The organism is Draconibacterium sp. IB214405, assembly GCF_033963885.1.
Classification (GTDB): domain Bacteria; phylum Bacteroidota; class Bacteroidia; order Bacteroidales; family Prolixibacteraceae; genus Draconibacterium.
The window spans coordinates 1,516,038-1,535,206 of record NZ_JAXBMA010000001.1; the positions used below are offsets into that span (position 1 = coordinate 1,516,038).

14 protein-coding genes are annotated in these 19,169 nt (G+C 41.1%); all 14 read left to right on the top strand.

Going from position 1 to position 19,169, the window contains the following annotated elements; all coding sequences use genetic code 11:
* The first annotated feature begins 41 nt into the window (after window positions 1-41).
* The 14 genes from secE (at window position 42) to SLH46_RS06020 (ending at window position 19,138) form a co-directional block, all read left to right on the top strand.
* Window positions 42-233 (top strand): preprotein translocase subunit SecE, encoded by a 192-nt coding sequence (gene secE / locus SLH46_RS05955; protein ID WP_320280242.1) that lies wholly within the window; start codon window positions 42-44, stop codon window positions 231-233.
* Between the two features lie 20 nt (window positions 234-253).
* Complete coding sequence (gene nusG, locus SLH46_RS05960; RefSeq protein ID WP_320280243.1) at window positions 254-802, top strand: transcription termination/antitermination protein NusG; 549 nt, start codon at window positions 254-256, stop codon at window positions 800-802.
* A gap of 20 nt (window positions 803-822) precedes the next feature.
* Entirely contained in the window at window positions 823-1,266 is a 444-nt protein-coding gene (rplK, locus tag SLH46_RS05965) for a 50S ribosomal protein L11 (protein WP_320280244.1), read from the top strand.
* A gap of 14 nt (window positions 1,267-1,280) precedes the next feature.
* Complete coding sequence (rplA, locus tag SLH46_RS05970; RefSeq protein WP_320280245.1) at window positions 1,281-1,976, top strand: 50S ribosomal protein L1; 696 nt, start codon at window positions 1,281-1,283, stop codon at window positions 1,974-1,976.
* 11 nt (window positions 1,977-1,987) lie between these two features.
* Window positions 1,988-2,506: a 50S ribosomal protein L10 gene (gene rplJ / locus SLH46_RS05975; protein ID WP_320280246.1), complete on the top strand. Its 519-nt coding sequence runs from the start codon at window positions 1,988-1,990 to the stop codon at window positions 2,504-2,506.
* A 33-nt stretch (window positions 2,507-2,539) separates the two neighbouring features.
* Window positions 2,540-2,917 carry a 50S ribosomal protein L7/L12 gene (rplL, locus tag SLH46_RS05980; RefSeq protein WP_320280247.1) on the top strand — a complete coding sequence of 126 codons (378 nt, stop codon included), beginning with the start codon at window positions 2,540-2,542 and terminating at the stop codon, window positions 2,915-2,917.
* A gap of 105 nt (window positions 2,918-3,022) precedes the next feature.
* Window positions 3,023-6,832, top strand: a complete 3,810-nt coding sequence (rpoB, locus tag SLH46_RS05985; protein WP_320280248.1) for a DNA-directed RNA polymerase subunit beta — start codon at window positions 3,023-3,025, stop codon at window positions 6,830-6,832.
* A gap of 42 nt (window positions 6,833-6,874) precedes the next feature.
* Window positions 6,875-11,143 carry a DNA-directed RNA polymerase subunit beta' gene (rpoC, locus tag SLH46_RS05990; RefSeq protein ID WP_320280249.1) on the top strand — a complete coding sequence of 1,423 codons (4,269 nt, stop codon included), beginning with the start codon at window positions 6,875-6,877 and terminating at the stop codon, window positions 11,141-11,143.
* 11 nt (window positions 11,144-11,154) lie between these two features.
* Complete coding sequence (locus SLH46_RS05995; protein WP_320280250.1) at window positions 11,155-11,481, top strand: DUF3467 domain-containing protein; 327 nt, start codon at window positions 11,155-11,157, stop codon at window positions 11,479-11,481.
* A 693-nt stretch (window positions 11,482-12,174) separates the two neighbouring features.
* Window positions 12,175-13,050 carry an electron transfer flavoprotein subunit beta/FixA family protein gene (locus SLH46_RS06000; protein WP_320280251.1) on the top strand — a complete coding sequence of 292 codons (876 nt, stop codon included), beginning with the start codon at window positions 12,175-12,177 and terminating at the stop codon, window positions 13,048-13,050.
* Window positions 13,051-13,082: 32 nt separating this feature from the next.
* Window positions 13,083-14,102: an electron transfer flavoprotein subunit alpha/FixB family protein gene (locus SLH46_RS06005; protein WP_320280252.1), complete on the top strand. Its 1,020-nt coding sequence runs from the start codon at window positions 13,083-13,085 to the stop codon at window positions 14,100-14,102.
* 22 nt (window positions 14,103-14,124) lie between these two features.
* Window positions 14,125-15,837 carry an acyl-CoA dehydrogenase family protein gene (locus tag SLH46_RS06010; protein WP_320280253.1) on the top strand — a complete coding sequence of 571 codons (1,713 nt, stop codon included), beginning with the start codon at window positions 14,125-14,127 and terminating at the stop codon, window positions 15,835-15,837.
* A gap of 167 nt (window positions 15,838-16,004) precedes the next feature.
* The gene (locus tag SLH46_RS06015; RefSeq protein ID WP_320280254.1) at window positions 16,005-16,946 is read left to right on the top strand and encodes a hypothetical protein; all 942 of its coding nucleotides are present in this window, start codon (window positions 16,005-16,007) and stop codon (window positions 16,944-16,946) included.
* A 326-nt stretch (window positions 16,947-17,272) separates the two neighbouring features.
* Window positions 17,273-19,138, top strand: coding sequence for a helix-turn-helix domain-containing protein (locus SLH46_RS06020; protein ID WP_320280255.1), 1,866 nt, complete (start codon window positions 17,273-17,275; stop codon window positions 19,136-19,138).
* The last annotated feature ends 31 nt before the right edge of the window (window positions 19,139-19,169 follow it).

A 19,169-nucleotide genomic window follows, 5' to 3' on the forward strand; every position in this document is an offset into this window, starting at 1 on the left:
AGTTCGATTCTTACCTTCCGAACAAAATAAGTTACATTCGTATGAAACTAAAAATATATTTACAAGAGGCCTATGACGAACTAGTACATAAAGTTACGTGGCCAACTTGGAAAGAGCTGCAAAGCAGCGCCTTGGTAGTAATGATTGCTTCCTTTATAATATCATTAGTTATTTTCGTTATGGATCTGTCTTTCAGAAACATAATGGATTTTATTTATGGATTATTTTATTAATCAAAAACCCTTAAGGCTTTATGAGCGAAAATAGTAAAAAGTGGTATGTTCTGCGTGCTATAGGTGGCAAAGAGAAGAAGGTTAAAGAATATATCGAAAACGAAATCGCGGTAGGAGACCTGAAAGGGTATGTAGATCAGGTTCTTATTCCAACGGAAAAAGTGTATCAAATCCGAAATGGTAAAAAAATCAGTAAGGAGCGAAACTTTTTTCCAGGATATGTTTTAATCGAGGCTGCGTTAGTGGGTGAAGTTGCGCACACACTAAGGAATTTTCCAAACGTAATCGGATTTTTAGGCGACACCAAAGGTGGAGATCCGGTACCAATGCGGCAAAGCGAGGTAAACAGGATTTTGGGTCGGGTTGATGAATTAGCAGAAACCGACGAAGAAATCAATATCCCTTATGTGGTAGGAGAAACTGTAAAAGTAATCGACGGACCATTCAACGGCTTTAACGGAACCATTGAGGAAATCAATGAGGAGAAGAAGAAGCTGCAGGTGATGGTGAAGATTTTTGGACGTAAAACTCCTTTGGAACTTAGCTTTATGCAAGTCGAAAAGGAATAGTAACGCTTTAATTTATTGTTATGGCGAAAGAAGTTGCTGGATTAATTAAATTACAGATCAAGGGTGGTGCCGCTAATCCGTCACCACCGGTGGGACCAGCATTGGGTGCCAAAGGGGTAAACATTATGCAGTTCTGTAAGCAGTTTAATGGTCGTACACAAGACCAGGCAGGAAAAGTACTTCCTGTTATTATTACTGTTTATGCAGACAAGTCTTTTGACTTCATAATCAAACAACCTCCTGTGGCTGTTCAATTACTAGAAGCTGCGAAACTGAAAAGCGGGTCGCCCGAACCACACGTTAAAAAGGTGGGCGCGGTAACCTGGGATCAGGTAAAGTCAATTGCCGAAGGCAAAATGGCCGACCTGAACTGCTTTACAGTAGAATCAGCAATGAAAATGGTAGCTGGAACTGCCAGAAGTATGGGAATCAGAGTTAAAGGTGATTCACCATTCAATAACTAAAAATATCTTTTACGATGGGCAGAATTACGAAAAATCAAAAAGCGTCTTTGGAAAAACTCGAAAAAGGCAAAGTGTACTCTATTGACGAGGCAGCTCAATTGGTTAAAGAAATTACTTTCTCCAAATTTGATGCTTCAGTTGATATTGACGTGAGACTTGGAGTTGATCCTAGAAAAGCTAACCAGATGGTTAGGGGCGTAGTTTCGTTACCCCATGGAACAGGTAAAGAAGTACGTGTTTTGGCAATGGTTACTCCTGACAAAGAGCAGGAAGCTAAAGATGCCGGAGCAGATTATGTAGGTCTTGACGAGTACGTTGAGAAAATAAAAGGTGGCTGGACCGATATTGATGTTATCATCACTATGCCTCCGGTTATGGGAAAAGTTGGACAGTTAGGACGTATTTTAGGCCCTCGTGGTTTAATGCCTAACCCAAAAAGTGGAACCGTAACCATGGAAGTTGGTAAAGCTATCGCCGAAGTTAAGCAAGGTAAAATCGACTTTAAAGTGGATAAATTTGGTATTGTTCACACTTCAATTGGGAAAGTTTCTTTCTCAGCTGATAAAATCAAAGACAATGCCGTTGAGTTTATTAACATGATTAATAAACTTAAACCAGTTGCTGCAAAAGGAACCTACATTAAGAGTATTTACTTATCTAGTACCATGAGCCCTGGTATTCAAGTAGAAGCTAAGTCGTTTGCAGAATAAAAATTGGAATTATGAAGAGTTCAGAAAAACAAATTATTATTAATCAGTTACAAGAACAGATTGATTCATACGACCATTTTTATCTGACCGACATTGCAGGCTTAAACGCTGAAGATACCAGTGATTTAAGGAGACTATGTTTTAGCCAAGATGTAAAACTGGTTGTTGTTAAGAATACTCTATTACGAAAAGCTCTTGAGAACTCTGCTAAAGAGGCCGAAGAGATTTTCGATGCACTAAAGGGAAACACTACAGTAATGTTTTGTTCCAACGGTAATGCACCTGCAAAACTGATCAAACAGTTCGCTAAAGAACACGCAAAGCCTGTTTTAAAAGCAGCTTTTGTTGAAGAATCAGTTTATATGGGAGCCGACCAATTGGAAACACTGATAGCCGTTAAATCTAAAAACGAGCTTATTGCTGATGTTGTTGCTCTGTTACAATCACCAATGAAAACAGTTCTCGGACAGTTGCAGTCTGGTGGTAATATCATTCACGGTGTTCTTGATACACTGAAAGAAAAAGAATAATTTTTTTGAAATAATATTTAAAAAGAAATAAAAATGGCAGATTTAAAACAGCTTGCAGAAGAGTTAGTGAACTTGACTGTTAAAGAGGTTAACGAATTAGCTGGTATTCTAAAAGACGAATATGGTATTGAGCCAGCTGCTGCTGCAGTAGCAGTTGCAGGACCAGCTGCAGGCGGTGGCGAAGAAGCTGCTGCTGAACAAACAGAATTTGACGTGATTTTAAAATCAGCAGGTGCATCGAAACTTGCAGTTGTAAAACTCGTTAAAGAACTTACTGGTCTTGGTCTGAAAGAAGCCAAAGCAGTAGTAGATGAAGCTCCAAAAGCTCTTAAAGAGAAAGTTTCTAAAGACGAAGCTGAAGCATTGAAAGCTCAGTTAGAAGAAGCTGGAGCCGAAGTTGAAGTAAAATAAGCAAGCTTACCTATTTTTTAGGTAATATGGTTTAGAACCCTACGTAAGTTGGGTTCTAAACCTTTTTGTGTATTTATATTTTATATAATTAACCTGTATAAATGCATGTCAGTACAAGCAAAAAAAGAGAGGATTAATTTTTCCTCAACACAAACCAGGTTTGATTACCCTGACTTCTTAGAAGTACAAGTTAAATCATTTAAAGATTTTTTTCAGTTAAAAACCACACCTGACAAAAGAAAAGGGGAGGGTTTATACAGAGTTTTTGAAGAAAACTTTCCAATATCGGATACTCGAAATAATTTCGTGTTGGAATTTATCGATTATCAGGTGGATCCTCCTCGATACTCAATAGATGAGTGTATAGAACGTGGTTTAACTTTTAGCGTTCCGCTAAAAGCAAAATTAAAACTCTATTGTACCGATCCGGAACACGAAGATTTTGACACCGTGGTTCAGGACGTATATTTAGGGACTGTGCCATACATGACCGACAGAGGTACCTTCATCATCAACGGTGCCGAGCGTGTTATTGTTTCTCAGTTGCACAGATCTCCGGGTGTATTCTTTGGTCAAAGTTTACATGCCAACGGTACAAAACTATATTCAGCACGTATTATTCCTTTTAAAGGATCGTGGATTGAATTTGCTACCGACATCAACAGTGTGATGTTCGCGTACATCGACAGGAAAAAGAAATTACCTGTTACAACGCTTTTACGTGCAATCGGCTACGAAAGCGATAAAGATGTTCTGGAAATATTTGATCTGGCAGACGAAATTAAAGTTTCTAAGTCAGGCTTAAAGAAAGTAGTTGGTAGACGATTAGCAGCCCGTGTATTAAAATCGTGGGTTGAAGACTTCGTTGATGAAGATACCGGTGAAGTTGTATCCATCGAACGTAACGAAGTAATCATTGATCGTGAAACAGAAATTGAAGAAGACCACATTGAAGAAATTCTTGAGTCGGGTGTAAAAACAATTCTGTTACACAAAGAAGATCAAAACCAGCAAGATTTTGCTATTATTTACAACACGCTTCAGAAAGACCCGTGTAACTCGGAAAAAGAAGCTGTTCTACATATCTACCGACAGTTGCGTAACGCAGAACCGCCCGATGAAGCTACTGCGCGCGACGTAATTGATAAACTGTTCTTCTCTGATAAGAGATACGACCTTGGAGAAGTTGGTCGTTACAGAATCAATAAAAAATTAGGAATCGACGTGGACATGGAAAACCGTGTCCTAACAAAAGTCGACATCATTGAGATTATCAAGAACCTGATTCAATTGGTAAACTCAAAAACCGATGTTGATGATATTGACCACTTAAGCAACCGTAGAGTACGTACGGTTGGCGAACAAATGTACAACCAGTTTGGTGTAGGTTTGGCTCGTATGGCACGTACAATTCGCGAGCGTATGAACGTTCGTGATAACGAGGTGTTTACTCCGATTGATTTGATTAACTCGAAAACATTGTCTTCAGTTATCAACTCATTCTTCGGAACAAACGCACTTTCGCAGTTTATGGATCAAACCAACCCACTTGCTGAAATGACGCACAAACGTCGTATGTCGGCTTTAGGTCCTGGTGGTCTTTCTCGCGAGCGTGCAGGTTTCGAGGTTCGTGACGTTCACTTCACTCACTATGGTCGTTTATGTCCGATTGAAACACCTGAGGGACCGAACATCGGTTTGATCTCTTCTTTGTGTGTATTCGCTAAGATTAACGACCTTGGATTTATTTCAACACCATACCGTAAAGTAGAAAATGGTATTGTCGACCTTTCAGAAGAAGGTGCTGTTTACCTGACTGCTGAAGAGGAAGAAGGTAAGATTATTGCTCAGGCAAATGCGCCAATCGCTGAAGATGGAAAATTCGTAAACGATAAGGTTAAAGCGCGTTTGGATGGTGACTATCCTGTGGTTGATGCAGGAGAAGTTGAACTGATGGACGTTGGTCCAAACCAGATCGCTTCTGTTGCAGCTTCGTTAATTTCGTTCCTTGAGCACGATGATGCTAACCGTGCATTGATGGGATCGAACATGATGCGCCAGGCAGTACCGTTACTTCGTCCTGAAGCACCGATTGTTGGTACCGGATTGGAAGCCAGTGTGGCTAAAGATTCGGAAGTAATGGTTTGTGCCGAAACTGATGGTGTTATTGAATTTGTTGATGCAAAACAGATTATTGTTCGTTACGATATGACGGAAGAAGATCGCTTCGTGAGCTTCGATCCTGAGGTTGTAACTTATAATTTGCAGAAATATACTAAAACAAACCAGGGAACTACAGTTGACTTAAAACCGATTGTAGTAAAAGGTCAACGCGTTGAAAAAGGCGAAATTCTAACTGAAGGTTATGCAACTGATAAGGGAGAATTAGCACTCGGACGTAACTTGCAGGTGGCATTCATGCCTTGGCAGGGATACAACTACGAGGATGCGATTGTGATCTCGGAGCGTATTGTTCGCGAAGACGTTTTCACATCGGTACACGTTGATGAATATACGCTGGAAGTGCGCGACACAAAACGTGGAGTTGAAGAGTTTACTTCTGATATTCCAAACGTAAGTGAAGAAGCAACCCGCAACCTGGATGAAAACGGATTGATCAGAGTTGGAGCCAACGTTAAACCTGGCGACATCCTTATTGGTAAAATTACCCCTAAAGGAGAATCTGATCCATCACCGGAAGAAAAACTTTTACGTGCAATCTTTGGTGACAAAGCAGGTGATGTTAAAGATGCGTCTTTAAAAGCATCTCCATCATTAAAAGGTGTTGTAATCGACAAGAAATTGTTCTCTCGTGTAACGAAAGATAAAAAAGGTAAAGCAACAAAAACATTGCTCGACCAAATCGACGAAAAACTGGAGAAAGACATTGCAGCACTTCGTATTAAACTGGAGGATAAACTGTTCACTTTGGTTAATGGTAAAACTTCGCAGGGAGTTAAAGACTATTACGGAACTGAGTTTATTCCTAAAGGCGTTAAGTTTACACTGAAGCAATTACAGGAACTGGATTACCTGAATATCGATCCTTCAAAATGGACCACCGATAAAGCTAAAAACGATTTGATTTTTAGATTGGTGAACAACTTCATTATGAAGCAGAAAGAAGCAGAGGCAGTATCACGTCGTGAGCGTTACAATGTAACAATCGGTGATGAGCTTCCTGCAGGTATTATCCAGTTGGCTAAAATTTATATTGCTAAAAAACGCAAACTGCAAATTGGTGATAAAATGGCAGGTCGACACGGTAACAAAGGTATTGTTTCGCGTGTGGTACGTGCCGAGGATATGCCATTCCTTGCAGACGGAACACCGGTTGATATCGTATTGAACCCACTTGGTGTACCATCGCGTATGAACCTTGGACAGATTTACGAAACTGTACTTGGTTGGGCCGGTAAAGAGCTTGGTTTGAAATTCGCTACACCTATTTTCGATGGTGCTAGTTTGGATGAAGTTTCTGAATACACCGATAAAGCAGGTATTCCTCGTTACGGTGAAACTCGCTTGATTAACGGTGAAACCGGAGAACCATTCGACCAGCCTGCAACTGTAGGTATTATTTACATGTTGAAACTGGGCCACATGGTTGAAGACAAAATGCACGCTCGTTCAATCGGACCTTACTCATTAATTACGCAGCAGCCATTAGGTGGTAAAGCACAGTTTGGTGGTCAGCGTTTTGGTGAGATGGAAGTTTGGGCATTGGAGGCATTTGGTGCTTCTCATATCCTTCAGGAAATTCTTACCGTTAAGTCGGATGACGTAATGGGACGTGCAAAAGCTTACGAATCGATCGTGAAAGGTGAGCCAATGCCACAACCGGGAATTCCTGAATCGCTGAATGTACTGCTACACGAATTACGCGGACTTGGTCTTAGCGTGAGAATGGAGTAGAATAAGTTAGGTGCAGTTTTAATTTGATAGTTAATTTGAATTATGGCATTCAAAAAAGATAATAAAGCAAAGACTAGTTTCGCAAAAGTTTCAGTAAGCCTTTCATCTCCTGAAGAGATTCTGGAAAGATCGTTTGGTGAAGTACTGAAGCCAGAAACAATTAACTACAGAACATATAAACCTGAACGTGATGGTTTGTTTTGTGAGCGTATTTTCGGACCGGTAAAAGACTACGAATGTCACTGCGGTAAATACAAGCGTATCCGTTATAAAGGTATCGTTTGCGACCGTTGTGGTGTTGAAGTAACCGAAAAGAAAGTACGTCGTGAGCGTATGGGACACATTTCATTGGTGGTACCGGTAGCTCACATTTGGTATTTCAAATCGTTGCCTAACAAAATTGGTTACCTGCTTGGTTTACCAACCAAAAAGCTGGATACCATTATTTATTACGAACGCTATGTTGTAATCCAACCGGGTGTAAAACATCAGGATGGTGTTAAAGAATTAGATTTCTTAACTGAAGAGGAGTACCTGGATATTCTGGATACACTTCCAAAAGAAAATCAATTCCTTGACGACGACGATCCAAACAAATTCATCGCCAAAATGGGTGCCGAAGCATTGTTTGATATCCTTAGCCGTTTAGAGCTGGATTCATTGTCGTACACATTGCGTCATAAAGCAAACACTGAAACATCGCAGCAGCGTAAAAACGAGGCGTTAAAACGTCTTCAGGTTGTTGAGGCATTCAGAGCAAGTAAAAACCTTAACCGTCCGGAATGGATGATCGTAAGGGTTGTACCTGTAATTCCTCCTGATTTGCGTCCGTTAGTGCCATTGGATGGTGGTCGTTTCGCAACTTCAGATTTGAATGACCTGTACCGAAGAGTAATTATCCGTAACAACCGTTTGAAACGATTGATCGAGATTAAAGCTCCTGAGGTAATTTTAAGAAACGAGAAACGTATGCTACAGGAAGCTGTGGATTCGTTATTCGATAACTCAAGAAAATCTAATGCCGTTAAAACCGAAAACAACCGTGCACTGAAATCACTGTCTGACAGTTTGAAAGGTAAGCAAGGTCGTTTCCGTCAGAACCTTTTGGGTAAACGTGTTGACTATTCTGCACGTTCGGTAATCGTTGTTGGTCCAAAATTAAGGATTCACGAATGCGGTATCCCAAAAGACATGGCAGCAGAGCTTTACAAACCTTTTGTAATCCGTAAGTTGATTGAAAGAGGTATTGTAAAAACTGTAAAATCGGCAAAGAAAATCGTTGACAGAAAAGATCCTGTAGTTTGGGAAATTCTTGAAAACGTGCTAAAAGGACACCCTGTAATGTTGAACAGGGCACCTACTCTGCACCGTCTGTCGATTCAGGCATTCCAGCCGGTTCTTATCGAAGGTAAAGCAATTCAGTTGCACCCGTTGGTATGTACAGGTTTTAACGCCGACTTCGATGGTGACCAGATGGCGGTTCACTTACCATTAGGTAATGCTGCAATTTTGGAAGCGCAGTTGTTAATGCTTGCTTCGCACAACCTGTTGAACCCTGCTAACGGTGCACCTATTCAGGTTCCATCGCAGGATATGGTTCTTGGTCTGTACTACATGACCAAACCACGTCAGGGGTGTCGTGGAGAAGGAATGACATTCTACTCGGCCGAAGAAGTACAAATTGCATACGAAGAGAAAGCAATTGATCTTCACGCAGTAATTAAAGTTAAAGTAGAAGACGTTGATGAGAATGGAGATTACTTCAAACACATCATCGAAACTACAGTTGGACGTGTAATTTTCAACGAATTTGTTCCACGTCAGGCCGGTTACGTAAACCAGTTATTGACTAAAAAATCGTTGCGTACAATTATTACCGACGTATTTAACTCAAGCGGTAACGCAATTACCGTTAAGTTCCTTGATGATATTAAAAACCTTGGTTACACTATGGCATACCGCGGAGGTTTGTCGTTCAACCTTGGCGATGTTATTATTCCTGAGGATAAAGCTGACATTGTAGGAAACGGTTACGCTGAAGTTGAAGAAGTAATCAACAACTATAACATGGGTTTCATTACCAATAACGAACGTTACAACCAGGTTATTGATATTTGGACACATGCGAACGCCAAGCTTACTAATTCGGTTATGAAAACCATTAGTACCGACCGTCAGGGATTCAACTCAATTTATATGATGCTTGACTCTGGTGCGAGGGGTTCGAAAGAGCAGATTCGTCAGTTGTGCGGAATGAGGGGTTTGATGGCAAAACCACAAAAATCTGGTTCTACAGGTTCTCAGATTATTGAAAACCCGATTCTTGCAAACTTTAAAGAAGGTCTTTCGGTACTTGAGTACTTTATCTCTACTCACGGTGCTCGTAAAGGTTTGGCGGATACCGCACTTAAAACAGCTGATGCGGGTTACTTAACACGTCGTTTGGTAGACGTTGCCCAGGATGTTATCATCTCGGAAGACGACTGTGGAACATTACGTGGTTTGGTAGCTTCTGACGTTAAAAATAACGAAGAGGTTGTAGCATCATTATTCGAAAGAATTATTGGTCGTACAACAGTTCACGATATTTATCACCCGTTAAATGGTGAATTGATCATCAAATCGGGAGACGAAATTACTGAGGAAATTGCCAAAGTAATCGAAGACTCACCTATTGAAACTGTAGAAATTCGTTCGGTATTAACCTGTGAATCGAAAGTTGGTGTTTGTGCCAAGTGTTACGGACGTAACCTGGCAACCGGCAAGAAAGTTCAGAAAGGTGAAGCTACCGGTGTTATTGCAGCACAGTCGATTGGTGAACCTGGTACACAGCTTACACTTCGTACCTTCCACGTAGGGGGTATCGCGGGTAACATCTCAGCGCAATCAACAGTTGAATCGAAATACGATGGATACTGCGAGATTGAAGAACTTCGTTCAGTATCTTACAAAGACGACGAAGGAAACGATGTTGAGGTAGTTGTAAGCCGTTTGGCCGAATTGAAAATTATTGATAAAAACACCAATATCCCACTTTCTACGCACCCACTTCCATACGGTTGTAAACTGTACGTGAAGAACGGTCAGGAAATCCGCAAAGGAGCAATGATTTGTGATTGGGATCCATTTAACGGTGTAATCATTACCGAATTTAACGGTAAGGTTGAGTTTGAGAACCTGATTGAAGGTATTACTTTCCGTAAAGAATCAGATGAACAAACCGGTTACAGCGAGCGTGTAATTATCGAAACAAAAGATAAGACTAAAAACCCAACCTTAAAGATTCTGGACGATGCAGGTGAAATGATTCGTTCATACAACTTACCGGTTGGAGGTCACATTTCTGTTGATAACGGTGAAGAAGTCAAAGCAGGTAAAATTTTGGTGAAAATCCCACGTGCTGCCGGTAAAGCAGGCGATATCACAGGGGGTCTTCCACGTGTTACCGAGTTATTCGAGGCACGTAACCCATCTAACCCTGCTGTTGTTTCTGAGGTTGACGGTGAAGTATCGTTAGGTAAGATCAAACGTGGTAACCGCGAGATCATCGTTACAGCTAAAAACGGCGATGTGAAGAAATATCTTGTACCGCTGTCAAAACAGATTCTTGTACAGGAGAACGATTACATCAGAGCAGGTATACCTTTATCTGACGGAGCAACAACTCCTTCTGATATTCTTGCAATTAAAGGGCCTACTGCAGTTCAGGAGTACATTTTGAACGAAGTTCAGGATGTGTACCGTATGCAGGGGGTAAAAATTAACGATAAACACTTTGAGATTATCATCCGTCAGATGATGCGTAAAGTGGAAATCGTTGATCCGGGTGATACTCGTTTCCTTGAAAAACAAGTGGTTGACAAAAACGAATTCATGTCGGAAAACGACTGGATCTACAACAAAAAAGTTGTTGTTGAGCCGGGAGATGCTGAAGGTTTAAAAGCTGGTCAGATTATTTCTGCACGTCGTTTAAGAGATGAGAATTCACAACTAAGAAGAAAAGATAAAGCATTGGTAGAAGCACGTGAAGCAATTCCTGCAACTTCAAGCCAGATTCTTCAGGGTATTACAAAAGCAGCGTTACAAACACGCAGCTGGTTGTCTGCCGCATCGTTCCAGGAAACTACAAAAGTTCTTAACGAAGCCGCTATCAATGGTAAGATCGATTACCTTGACGGATTGAAAGAGAACGTAATTTGTGGTCACCTGATACCTGCTGGTACCGGATTGAAAGAATACAAAAACCTTGTTGTTGGTTCAAAATCAGAATACGACAGGTTAGTTGATATGAGACATTCAGATAATCGATAAAAACAATTATCATGGAAGATAACAAACAAAAATCGCAACAGATTAACATTGAATTGAATGAAGAAGTAGCGCAGGGTACGTATTCGAACCTGGCTGTTATTACTCACTCAAGCTCAGAATTTGTAGTGGATTTTGTCCGGATTATGCCCGGTATTCCAAAAGCGAATGTCAAATCACGGATTATTCTTACACCGGAACACGCAAAACGTTTGTTAATGGCTTTGCAGGATAACGTTGCAAAATACGAAGCTCAGCACGGCCCGATTAAAAACGTAAAACCGGGTTCCGATCCGATGATGCCACCAATGAATTTTGGTGGGCCTACCGCTCAGGCATAAATAATAACGAGCAATATATACAAAGAGGAATCAGTTTTGGTTCCTCTTTTTTTGTGCCTTTAAGTACCAAAATGGGTATTCTATTTAAAGAGCTGAAAAATTAGTAGGGAGTTCGGAAAACAAAAAAACCGACTCATTATGAGCCGGTTCTATAAATTAATTTGGTTAGATTTGGTTTGAAATCCGTCGATGAAGATAGCAAAATTATCTAAGTCGAACAAAATGGGTTATAAACAATTTTATGATTAGTTGAGTTGATAAGTGCTCCTTAAGGGGCGTCGTTTTATGCTTCTTGCATTCTTTTATAAAACACCAGCGGTAATCAATCCATTTTAAAAAAGGACCTTGCTCCATAATCTGCCGAACCAGCCGATAAACGTTCATTTTAGGCTAATATTAACTTAAAATGGTTTTAAATTGTACTCATCTTTCCCCACTCAGAATTTTAGAATATCGAAGTTGATTGTTTTAAAGTCTTGTCAGTATTGCCATTGAGCGGTGCTTTTTATCTGAATGCCTTGACAGCTCTACATTTTAACAAACATTAAAGGTCTCTGAGTCCTAATCTCTTTGGTTAGTTTTGCACCGATTTTTATATTTGTTAGCTTTCAAATTGAAGGAGCAGTTAAAAACTCCGGCAATAGGATCGAAAAAATAAAGAAATTATATATCAATCAACAAAAATCTTACTGAATGAAGGCTTATAACATTATTGTTTTGGCGAAGCAAGTTCCCGACACAAGAAATGTGGGGAAAGATGCTATGAAGGCTGACGGGACGATCAACAGGGCTGTGCTTCCTGCGATCTTCAATCCCGAGGATTTGAACGCTCTTGAACAAGCACTACGCATTAAAGATCAATTTCCTAAATCAAAAATCAATATTTTAACCATGGGGCCGGGTAGGGCTGCCGATATTATTCGCGAAGGTTTATTCCGTGGAGCTGATGGTGGTATTTTACTTACCGACCGTGCTTTTGCCGGATCAGATACATTGGCTACATCGTATGCCATTGGTCAGGCGTTAAAGAAAATGGGTAAAATTGATATGATTATTGCAGGCCGTCAGGCAATTGACGGAGATACTGCCCAGGTTGGTCCTCAGGTGGCCGAAAAACTGGGTATGTTGCAAATTACATACGTTGAAGAGGTATTGGAAGTAACAGACAAAACAGTTACCGTAAAACGCCGTTTAGAGAATGGTGTGGAAACTGCAAAATGTCCGCTGCCGTTGGTAATGACTGTTAACGGTTCGGCTCCTGATTGCCGTGCACGTAACGCCAAACGAATCATGAAATTCAAAAAGGCGAGAACAGTTACCGAACTTCAAAAGGAAAATGAAGATTACACTGCATTGTACAACGAGCACCCAGACCTGATGATTCAGGAATGGACCGTTAACGATATTGAAACTGACGCATCCCAGCTTGGTCTTACAGGCTCGCCAACCAAAGTAAAAACGGTTGAGAATGTCGTTCTGCAGGCTAAAGATTCGAAAGTGATTTCTGCTGCCGACGACGAGATTGAAGCCATGATGGTTGAGTTAATTAAGAGTCACACAATTGGCTAAGGCCATTTATTGAACATTTAAAATTTGAAGAAATGAGCAACGTATTTGTTTATTGCGAAATAGAAGATGGCCAGGTAGCTGATGTTAGTCAGGAATTGCTAACCAAGGGACGTTCACTGGCAAATGAATTAAAATGTAAACTTGAAGCCATTGCTGTTGGGCACAAGCTCGATAAAGTTGGCGATCAAATAATTCCTTACGGTGTAGATACACTTTATATTGCAGACGATGAGCGTTTGTTCCCTTACCAGACTTTGCCGCATACTTCGGTTGTGGTGAACCTGTTTAAAGAGCAAAAACCACAGATTGCATTGATGGGAGCATCGTCGATCGGTCGCGATTTAGGACCACGTGTTTCGTCGGCTTTGCACAGTGGTTTAACAGCCGACTGTACAAGTTTGGTAATTGGCGATCATTACGATAAAAAACAGGATAAGAATTACGAGAACCTGTTGTATCAGATTCGTCCTGCATTTGGAGGAAACATCATTGCAACCATTATCAATCCAGATTGCCGTCCGCAAATGGCAACCGTGCGCGAGGGAGTAATGAAAAAAGAGATTCTTGATCCGAAATACAAAGGAAAAGTTGTTAAGCTTGATGTGGCAAAATATGTAAACGACGAAGACTTTGTTGTTGAGATTATTGAGCGCCACATGGAAAAAAGCAAGGTGAACGTTAAAGGGGCACCTATTGTTGTTGCCGGTGGTTACGGTGTAGGATCGAAAGAAAACTTCCAGTTGCTTTATGATTTGGCAGAAGTGCTGGGTGGCGAAGTTGGTGCTTCGCGTGCTGCAGTTGACTCTGGTTTGGCAGGTCACGAGCGTCAGATTGGTCAAACAGGTATTACCGTTCGGCCGAAACTGTATATCGCCTGTGGTATCTCGGGTCAAATTCAGCACCGTGCCGGAATGGAAGAATCAGCACAGATCATCGCGATCAATACCGACCCTGAAGCTCCGATTAATGCGATAGCCGACTATGTAATTACCGGAGATGTGGCAGAGATCATTCCTAAAATGATCAAGTATTATAAAAAGAACACCAAGTAGTCACGACTTAAAATTGTAAAAAATGGCAAATTATTATACAGATAACAGCGACTTAAAATTTCACCTGAATCACCCTTTAATGAAAGAGATCGTTCGTTTAAAAGAACGTGAGTACGCTTTCAAGGATGAATTTGATTTTGCTCCACTGGATTACGAAGATGCAATTGACAGTTACGATCGTGTACTGGAGGTTGTTGGAGAGATTTGCGGTAACATTGTTGCTGAGAATGCAGAAAGTATCGATGCTGAGGGACCGGAAGTAATTGACGGACACGTAAAATATGCCCGCGGAACGGAAGAGAACATCAAAGCACTAAACCAGGCCGGCTTAATGGGAATGTCGTTACCTTACAAATACGAAGGTTTGAACTTCCCGATTGTGCCTTATATTATGGCTGCCGATATTGTATCGCGCGCCGATGCAGGTTTTGTGAACATTTGGGGTTTGCAGGATTGTGCTGAAACCATTAATGAGTTCGCTTCAGAAGAACAAAAAGAAAAATACCTGCCACGTGTTTGCAACGGCGACACAATGGCAATGGACTTAACTGAGCCGGATGCAGGATCTGACCTTCAGGCGGTGCAGTTAAAAGCTACCTGGAACGAAGAGAAACAAACTTGGTTGCTGAATGGTGTGAAACGATTCATCACCAATGGCGACGGTGAAATTTCGCTTGTTCTGGCCCGCTCGGAGCCCGGAACAAAAGATGGCCGTGGTTTGTCGATGTACATTTACGACAAGCAGGATGGTGGAGTAACCGTTCGTCGTATCGAGCACAAAATGGGTATCATTGGTTCGCCAACCTGCGAGCTGGTATTCAAAGATGCTCCTGCCGAATTGGTTGGTTCGCGTAAAATGGGATTGATTAAATACGTAATGGCGCTTATGAACGGTGCACGTTTGGGTATTGCTGCTCAATCGGTGGGTGTTTGTGAGGCTGCTTACCGCGAGGCTGTGGCTTATGCAAAAGAACGTATGCAGTTTGGAAAAGCCATTATTAAATTCCCTGCTGTTTACGAAATGCTTTCGCTGATGAAAGCCAAATTGGATGCATCTCGTACCTTGTTGTACGAAACTTCGCGTTTTGTCGACATGTACAAAACATACATGCACATTGCTGAAGAGCGCAAGCTCGAAAAAGAAGAACGTAATGAGATGAAAAAATACCAGCGTTTGGCTGATATTTACACGCCACTTGTAAAAGGAATGGCGAGTGAATACAGTAACCAGCTGGCTTACGATGCAGTTCAGATTCACGGTGGATCGGGCTTTATGAAAGACTATCCGGTTGAACGTATTTACCGCGATGCGCGTATTACATCGATTTACGAAGGAACAACACAGTTGCAGGTTGTGGCTGCCATCCGTGGTGTAACAACCGGTGGTTACCTGAACCAGATTCGTGAATATGAAGCAGAAAAAGTATCACCAACGCTGGAATACCTGAAACGTACGCTTATTATTCTTACTGCCGATTACGAAGAAGCAGTGAAGAAAGTGGTTGCTGCCGGTGATAACGAGTTTATCGATTTCCATGCACGTCGTTTGGTTGAAATGGCAGGACACATTATTATGAGTTACCTGTTGTTGTTGGATACCAACCGCGAACCTTCGTTCCTGAAATCGACCAAAAACTATATTAATTTCGCTAAAGCGCAGGTTAAAGCACATGCTGAGTTTATCCGTGCATCGGAATTAAGCGACATGGGCGATTACAAATTTGAAATGCAATAAATAAAGCGGCTAGCAACGAACTGTTAGCTTTTAGCAAGAAAATAATAAAGCCACTTTTCGGTTGACGGAAGGTGGCTTTTTCTTTTTATAAATGGAATAGTTAAAAGATGTCAATGCGATAGGGTACTGGTGTTGTAGGCTGTATTGTAGATATTAAATCGAATAGAATGAAATTCAAAAACTACTTTATTGGTGTATCCGTTTTTGCTGTTGCTTTACTGTCATCGTGTGCCAAACTACCCGTTTATCAGAGTAAAAGTGTAGCAGGACCATTACCTGTAAATTCAAGCTCGGAAATTGCAAATGAATATAATCCGAAAAAGCATATTGACTATGGTGTTTCAACCGACAATGAAAATTTGTATTTACAGCTTTGTTTTCACGATCAGAAACACATGGCAAAAATGCTGGAGGGTGGCCTGAATATTTACCTCGATAAGTCAGGGAAAAAGAAAAAAGATTGTGTGCTGGTTATTGAAAAGTCTCCGAACATGCAAAAGGGAAATATTGAAGGCGAAGGAATGAAATGCCCCGGACAAGGAGATGGACCATCGGGTGGGAACAGGGAAAATCCACAGGGCGGTATGGAGCGACCGGAAATGGGTGGAGCCGGTGGCGACAAGCCTGAAATGAGGAACGAAGGAGGATTGACAGATAATATCCCGAGTCAAATTTGTAAGAAATTGAACTTGGTTAGTTTAGAGAAAAACCAAAATGAGATCATCTACTACAGTACAATGTTTAAGGATAAAGTTGAGGTGAAGTTTGAACCTTATAATTTTACCTATTTAATGCTGAGTGTACGAATTCCATACGATGAAATTAATATTCGGCCCGGAGAAGAACTTGCCCTTGGAATTGAAACGATACCGGTTTCAAGTAGTAGTGAAATGAAACAGGGTGGAGGATTTGGGCAAGAAGGAATGTCGGGAGGTCCGGGTGGTGGTCCCGGAGGAGGTGGCGGAGGCCGCGGCCCGGGAATGGGAGGTGGACCTGGTGGTGCCGGAGGTACGGGCGGCATGCCCGAAGGTAACATGGGCGGCGTTGCTCAAAGCAGCACGCAGATATCGGGTGCATCCTTCAAATTCTGGTTTTTAACCCAATTATAGAAATTCTTAATTTGTAATATCGTTCGAAATTAGCTGCTTCCTTCAAGGGGGTGGCTTTTTCTTTTTAAGGTAATGGACGTACCTCCATCGCATCAAAAACCAACCGGCGAACAAGCAACGTTCTGCATTTTTATGGAGAATAAGCTACGAAAAGAACAGATGAAAATTTTACGGTTAATTTTCTTTATTTCATTTTAATGAAAATTACATAGGTTCGAAATTGATTGTTATCATATTGGTGAGTTAGGCGATTGTTTTTCAGTGTGTTGTAAAAATCGTATATTTAAATGATTGTGATGCGTTCGAAAACCAAATGAATGAGCCTTATGCCTGAGTCTTTCATTAATAAAGCCAAACAAATCGTTCTCGATAATCTGGAGAATGAAAAGTTTGGAGTTAGTGAGCTTGCCGCCAAAATGGGATTGAGCCGCTCTCAATTTCTACGCAAGATAAAGGCCGAAACCGGGAAATCTGCCAACCAGTTTATTCGCGATATCCGTTTGGAAGAATCCATCGCACTTATTGCGAATGACGATCAAACTGCTTCAGAAATTGCCTATAAGGTTGGTTTTAGCAGCCCGTCGTATTTTAATAAATGTTTTCATGATAAATACGGATGCACGCCCGGCGATTATAAAAAACTGGAAGACAAGGGTGTTAATGTCGAGGAGCAGGCACACACGAAACCTGCACCGCGAAACAGGTTCAAAGTACTCGCATTATTCATATCGTTTATCATAGTTACGGTTGTTTTTGGTTATTGGGGATCGAACTTCACGAAACAAACAAATTCTGACAATCAATATGCTTCGATTGCTGTTTTGCCTTTGCTCGATCTGTCGGAAAAGAAAGACAAGGAATACCTGACAATGGGACTAACCGATGCCATTACTCTTGAACTATCGCGTTTCAAAGAATTACGCGTAATTTCCAGAGGGTCGGCCATGTTGTTTCGAGATTCCGTAAAACTGTATTCCGAAATTGCCGAACAACTGGGGGTTGATTTGTTGCTTGAAGGGTCGGTGATTTATGGTGCCGATAGTTTACGTGTAATTGTGCAGTTGATCGAACCATTCCCAAAAGAACGTCATTTATGGGCCAATAAATATGACAGCCGTGCTACAGATTTACGCGGATTGTCGGGCGATATTTCCAGCCGTATTGCAAATGAGATAAACCTTGCCGTTCTGCCTACTGATGACACGAATCCAAAAGTAGAAGTTGATCCGAAAGCACAGGAACTTTATTTGAGAGGAAAGCAGCTGTGGCAGCAACAAAATCCGGAAGCAGTAAGCACAGCAATCAATTACTTAAAAGAATCAATCCGGATCAATCCTGATTTTGCACCTGCTTACTGTAGTCTGGCAGAAGCTTACATGGCAAAGAACAAAATGTTTCCCGGCAATAATGAAGAAAATTTACAGAACCGATTGGAGAGCCAAAAGGCAATAAATATGGCCTTAGATAAGGCCATCGAATTGGATGGATCACTGGCCGAAGCTTATATTACAAAAGGTTTGATTATGCGCAAGGTTGATTGGGATTGGGAAGGTATGAAGGAGATGGCTGAAAAAGGATTAAAGTTGAATCCTAACAATAAGGATGGCTACATGCTTTTATCTGATTATTACCTGATCAAGGGGAATAATCAGAAATCAGTTCAGTATGCACTAATCGCTGAAAAATATGATCCGTTAAATGCCCGTATCGGTTGTTTGGTAGCCGAACGTTATATGTATGCCGGAGAGTATGAAAAGTCGGTACAACAATTCCGGAAGGTACTTGAGCTATATCCACATTATAGTTTTGCGTGGGATGGTATTGGCTTTGCCTATTATCTTAATGGAGATAGTGAAATGGCAAAAGATTCGTGGAAAGAGTTACATAAAACAATGGGGAATAATGATATGGCTGCCTTTTTTGAAGTGAATGATTTTGCTCATTCGGTAGATTTTATTCTAACGAAATTTACGGCCGGCGATAAATTATACTGCTCAAATCCTCCTATTATTGCTATGGCTCATCTACTTGTCGACCGGGAAGAGGGAGCGCTTAATTATCTCGATATTGCTTACGAATATAGGAATGAGGACTTACCCGTGTTGATGCTTCATCCGGTTTTTGAAGCTGTAAAGACCAATAAACGCTACATTGCTCTGGCCGATGATCTTCGGATACACATTCCTGATTAGCACCTTTATTTTTTACCTGATCTTTTTGGCA

What these genes read in the sequence shown, in the direction of transcription:
- nusG (WP_320280243.1), top strand. Translation starts at nt 254, where the DNA reads ATGAGCGAAAATAGTAAAAAGTGGTATGTTCTGCGTGCTATAGGTGGC.
- rpoC (WP_320280249.1), top strand. Translation starts at nt 6,875, where the DNA reads ATGGCATTCAAAAAAGATAATAAAGCAAAGACTAGTTTCGCAAAAGTT.
- SLH46_RS06010 (WP_320280253.1), top strand. Translation starts at nt 14,125, where the DNA reads ATGGCAAATTATTATACAGATAACAGCGACTTAAAATTTCACCTGAAT.
- rplA (WP_320280245.1), top strand. Translation starts at nt 1,281, where the DNA reads ATGGGCAGAATTACGAAAAATCAAAAAGCGTCTTTGGAAAAACTCGAA.
- SLH46_RS06005 (WP_320280252.1), top strand. Translation starts at nt 13,083, where the DNA reads ATGAGCAACGTATTTGTTTATTGCGAAATAGAAGATGGCCAGGTAGCT.
- secE (WP_320280242.1), top strand. Translation starts at nt 42, where the DNA reads ATGAAACTAAAAATATATTTACAAGAGGCCTATGACGAACTAGTACAT.
- rplK (WP_320280244.1), top strand. Translation starts at nt 823, where the DNA reads ATGGCGAAAGAAGTTGCTGGATTAATTAAATTACAGATCAAGGGTGGT.
- SLH46_RS06000 (WP_320280251.1), top strand. Translation starts at nt 12,175, where the DNA reads ATGAAGGCTTATAACATTATTGTTTTGGCGAAGCAAGTTCCCGACACA.
- rplJ (WP_320280246.1), top strand. Translation starts at nt 1,988, where the DNA reads ATGAAGAGTTCAGAAAAACAAATTATTATTAATCAGTTACAAGAACAG.
- rpoB (WP_320280248.1), top strand. Translation starts at nt 3,023, where the DNA reads ATGTCAGTACAAGCAAAAAAAGAGAGGATTAATTTTTCCTCAACACAA.
- SLH46_RS06020 (WP_320280255.1), top strand. Translation starts at nt 17,273, where the DNA reads ATGCCTGAGTCTTTCATTAATAAAGCCAAACAAATCGTTCTCGATAAT.
- SLH46_RS06015 (WP_320280254.1), top strand. Translation starts at nt 16,005, where the DNA reads ATGAAATTCAAAAACTACTTTATTGGTGTATCCGTTTTTGCTGTTGCT.
- rplL (WP_320280247.1), top strand. Translation starts at nt 2,540, where the DNA reads ATGGCAGATTTAAAACAGCTTGCAGAAGAGTTAGTGAACTTGACTGTT.
- SLH46_RS05995 (WP_320280250.1), top strand. Translation starts at nt 11,155, where the DNA reads ATGGAAGATAACAAACAAAAATCGCAACAGATTAACATTGAATTGAAT.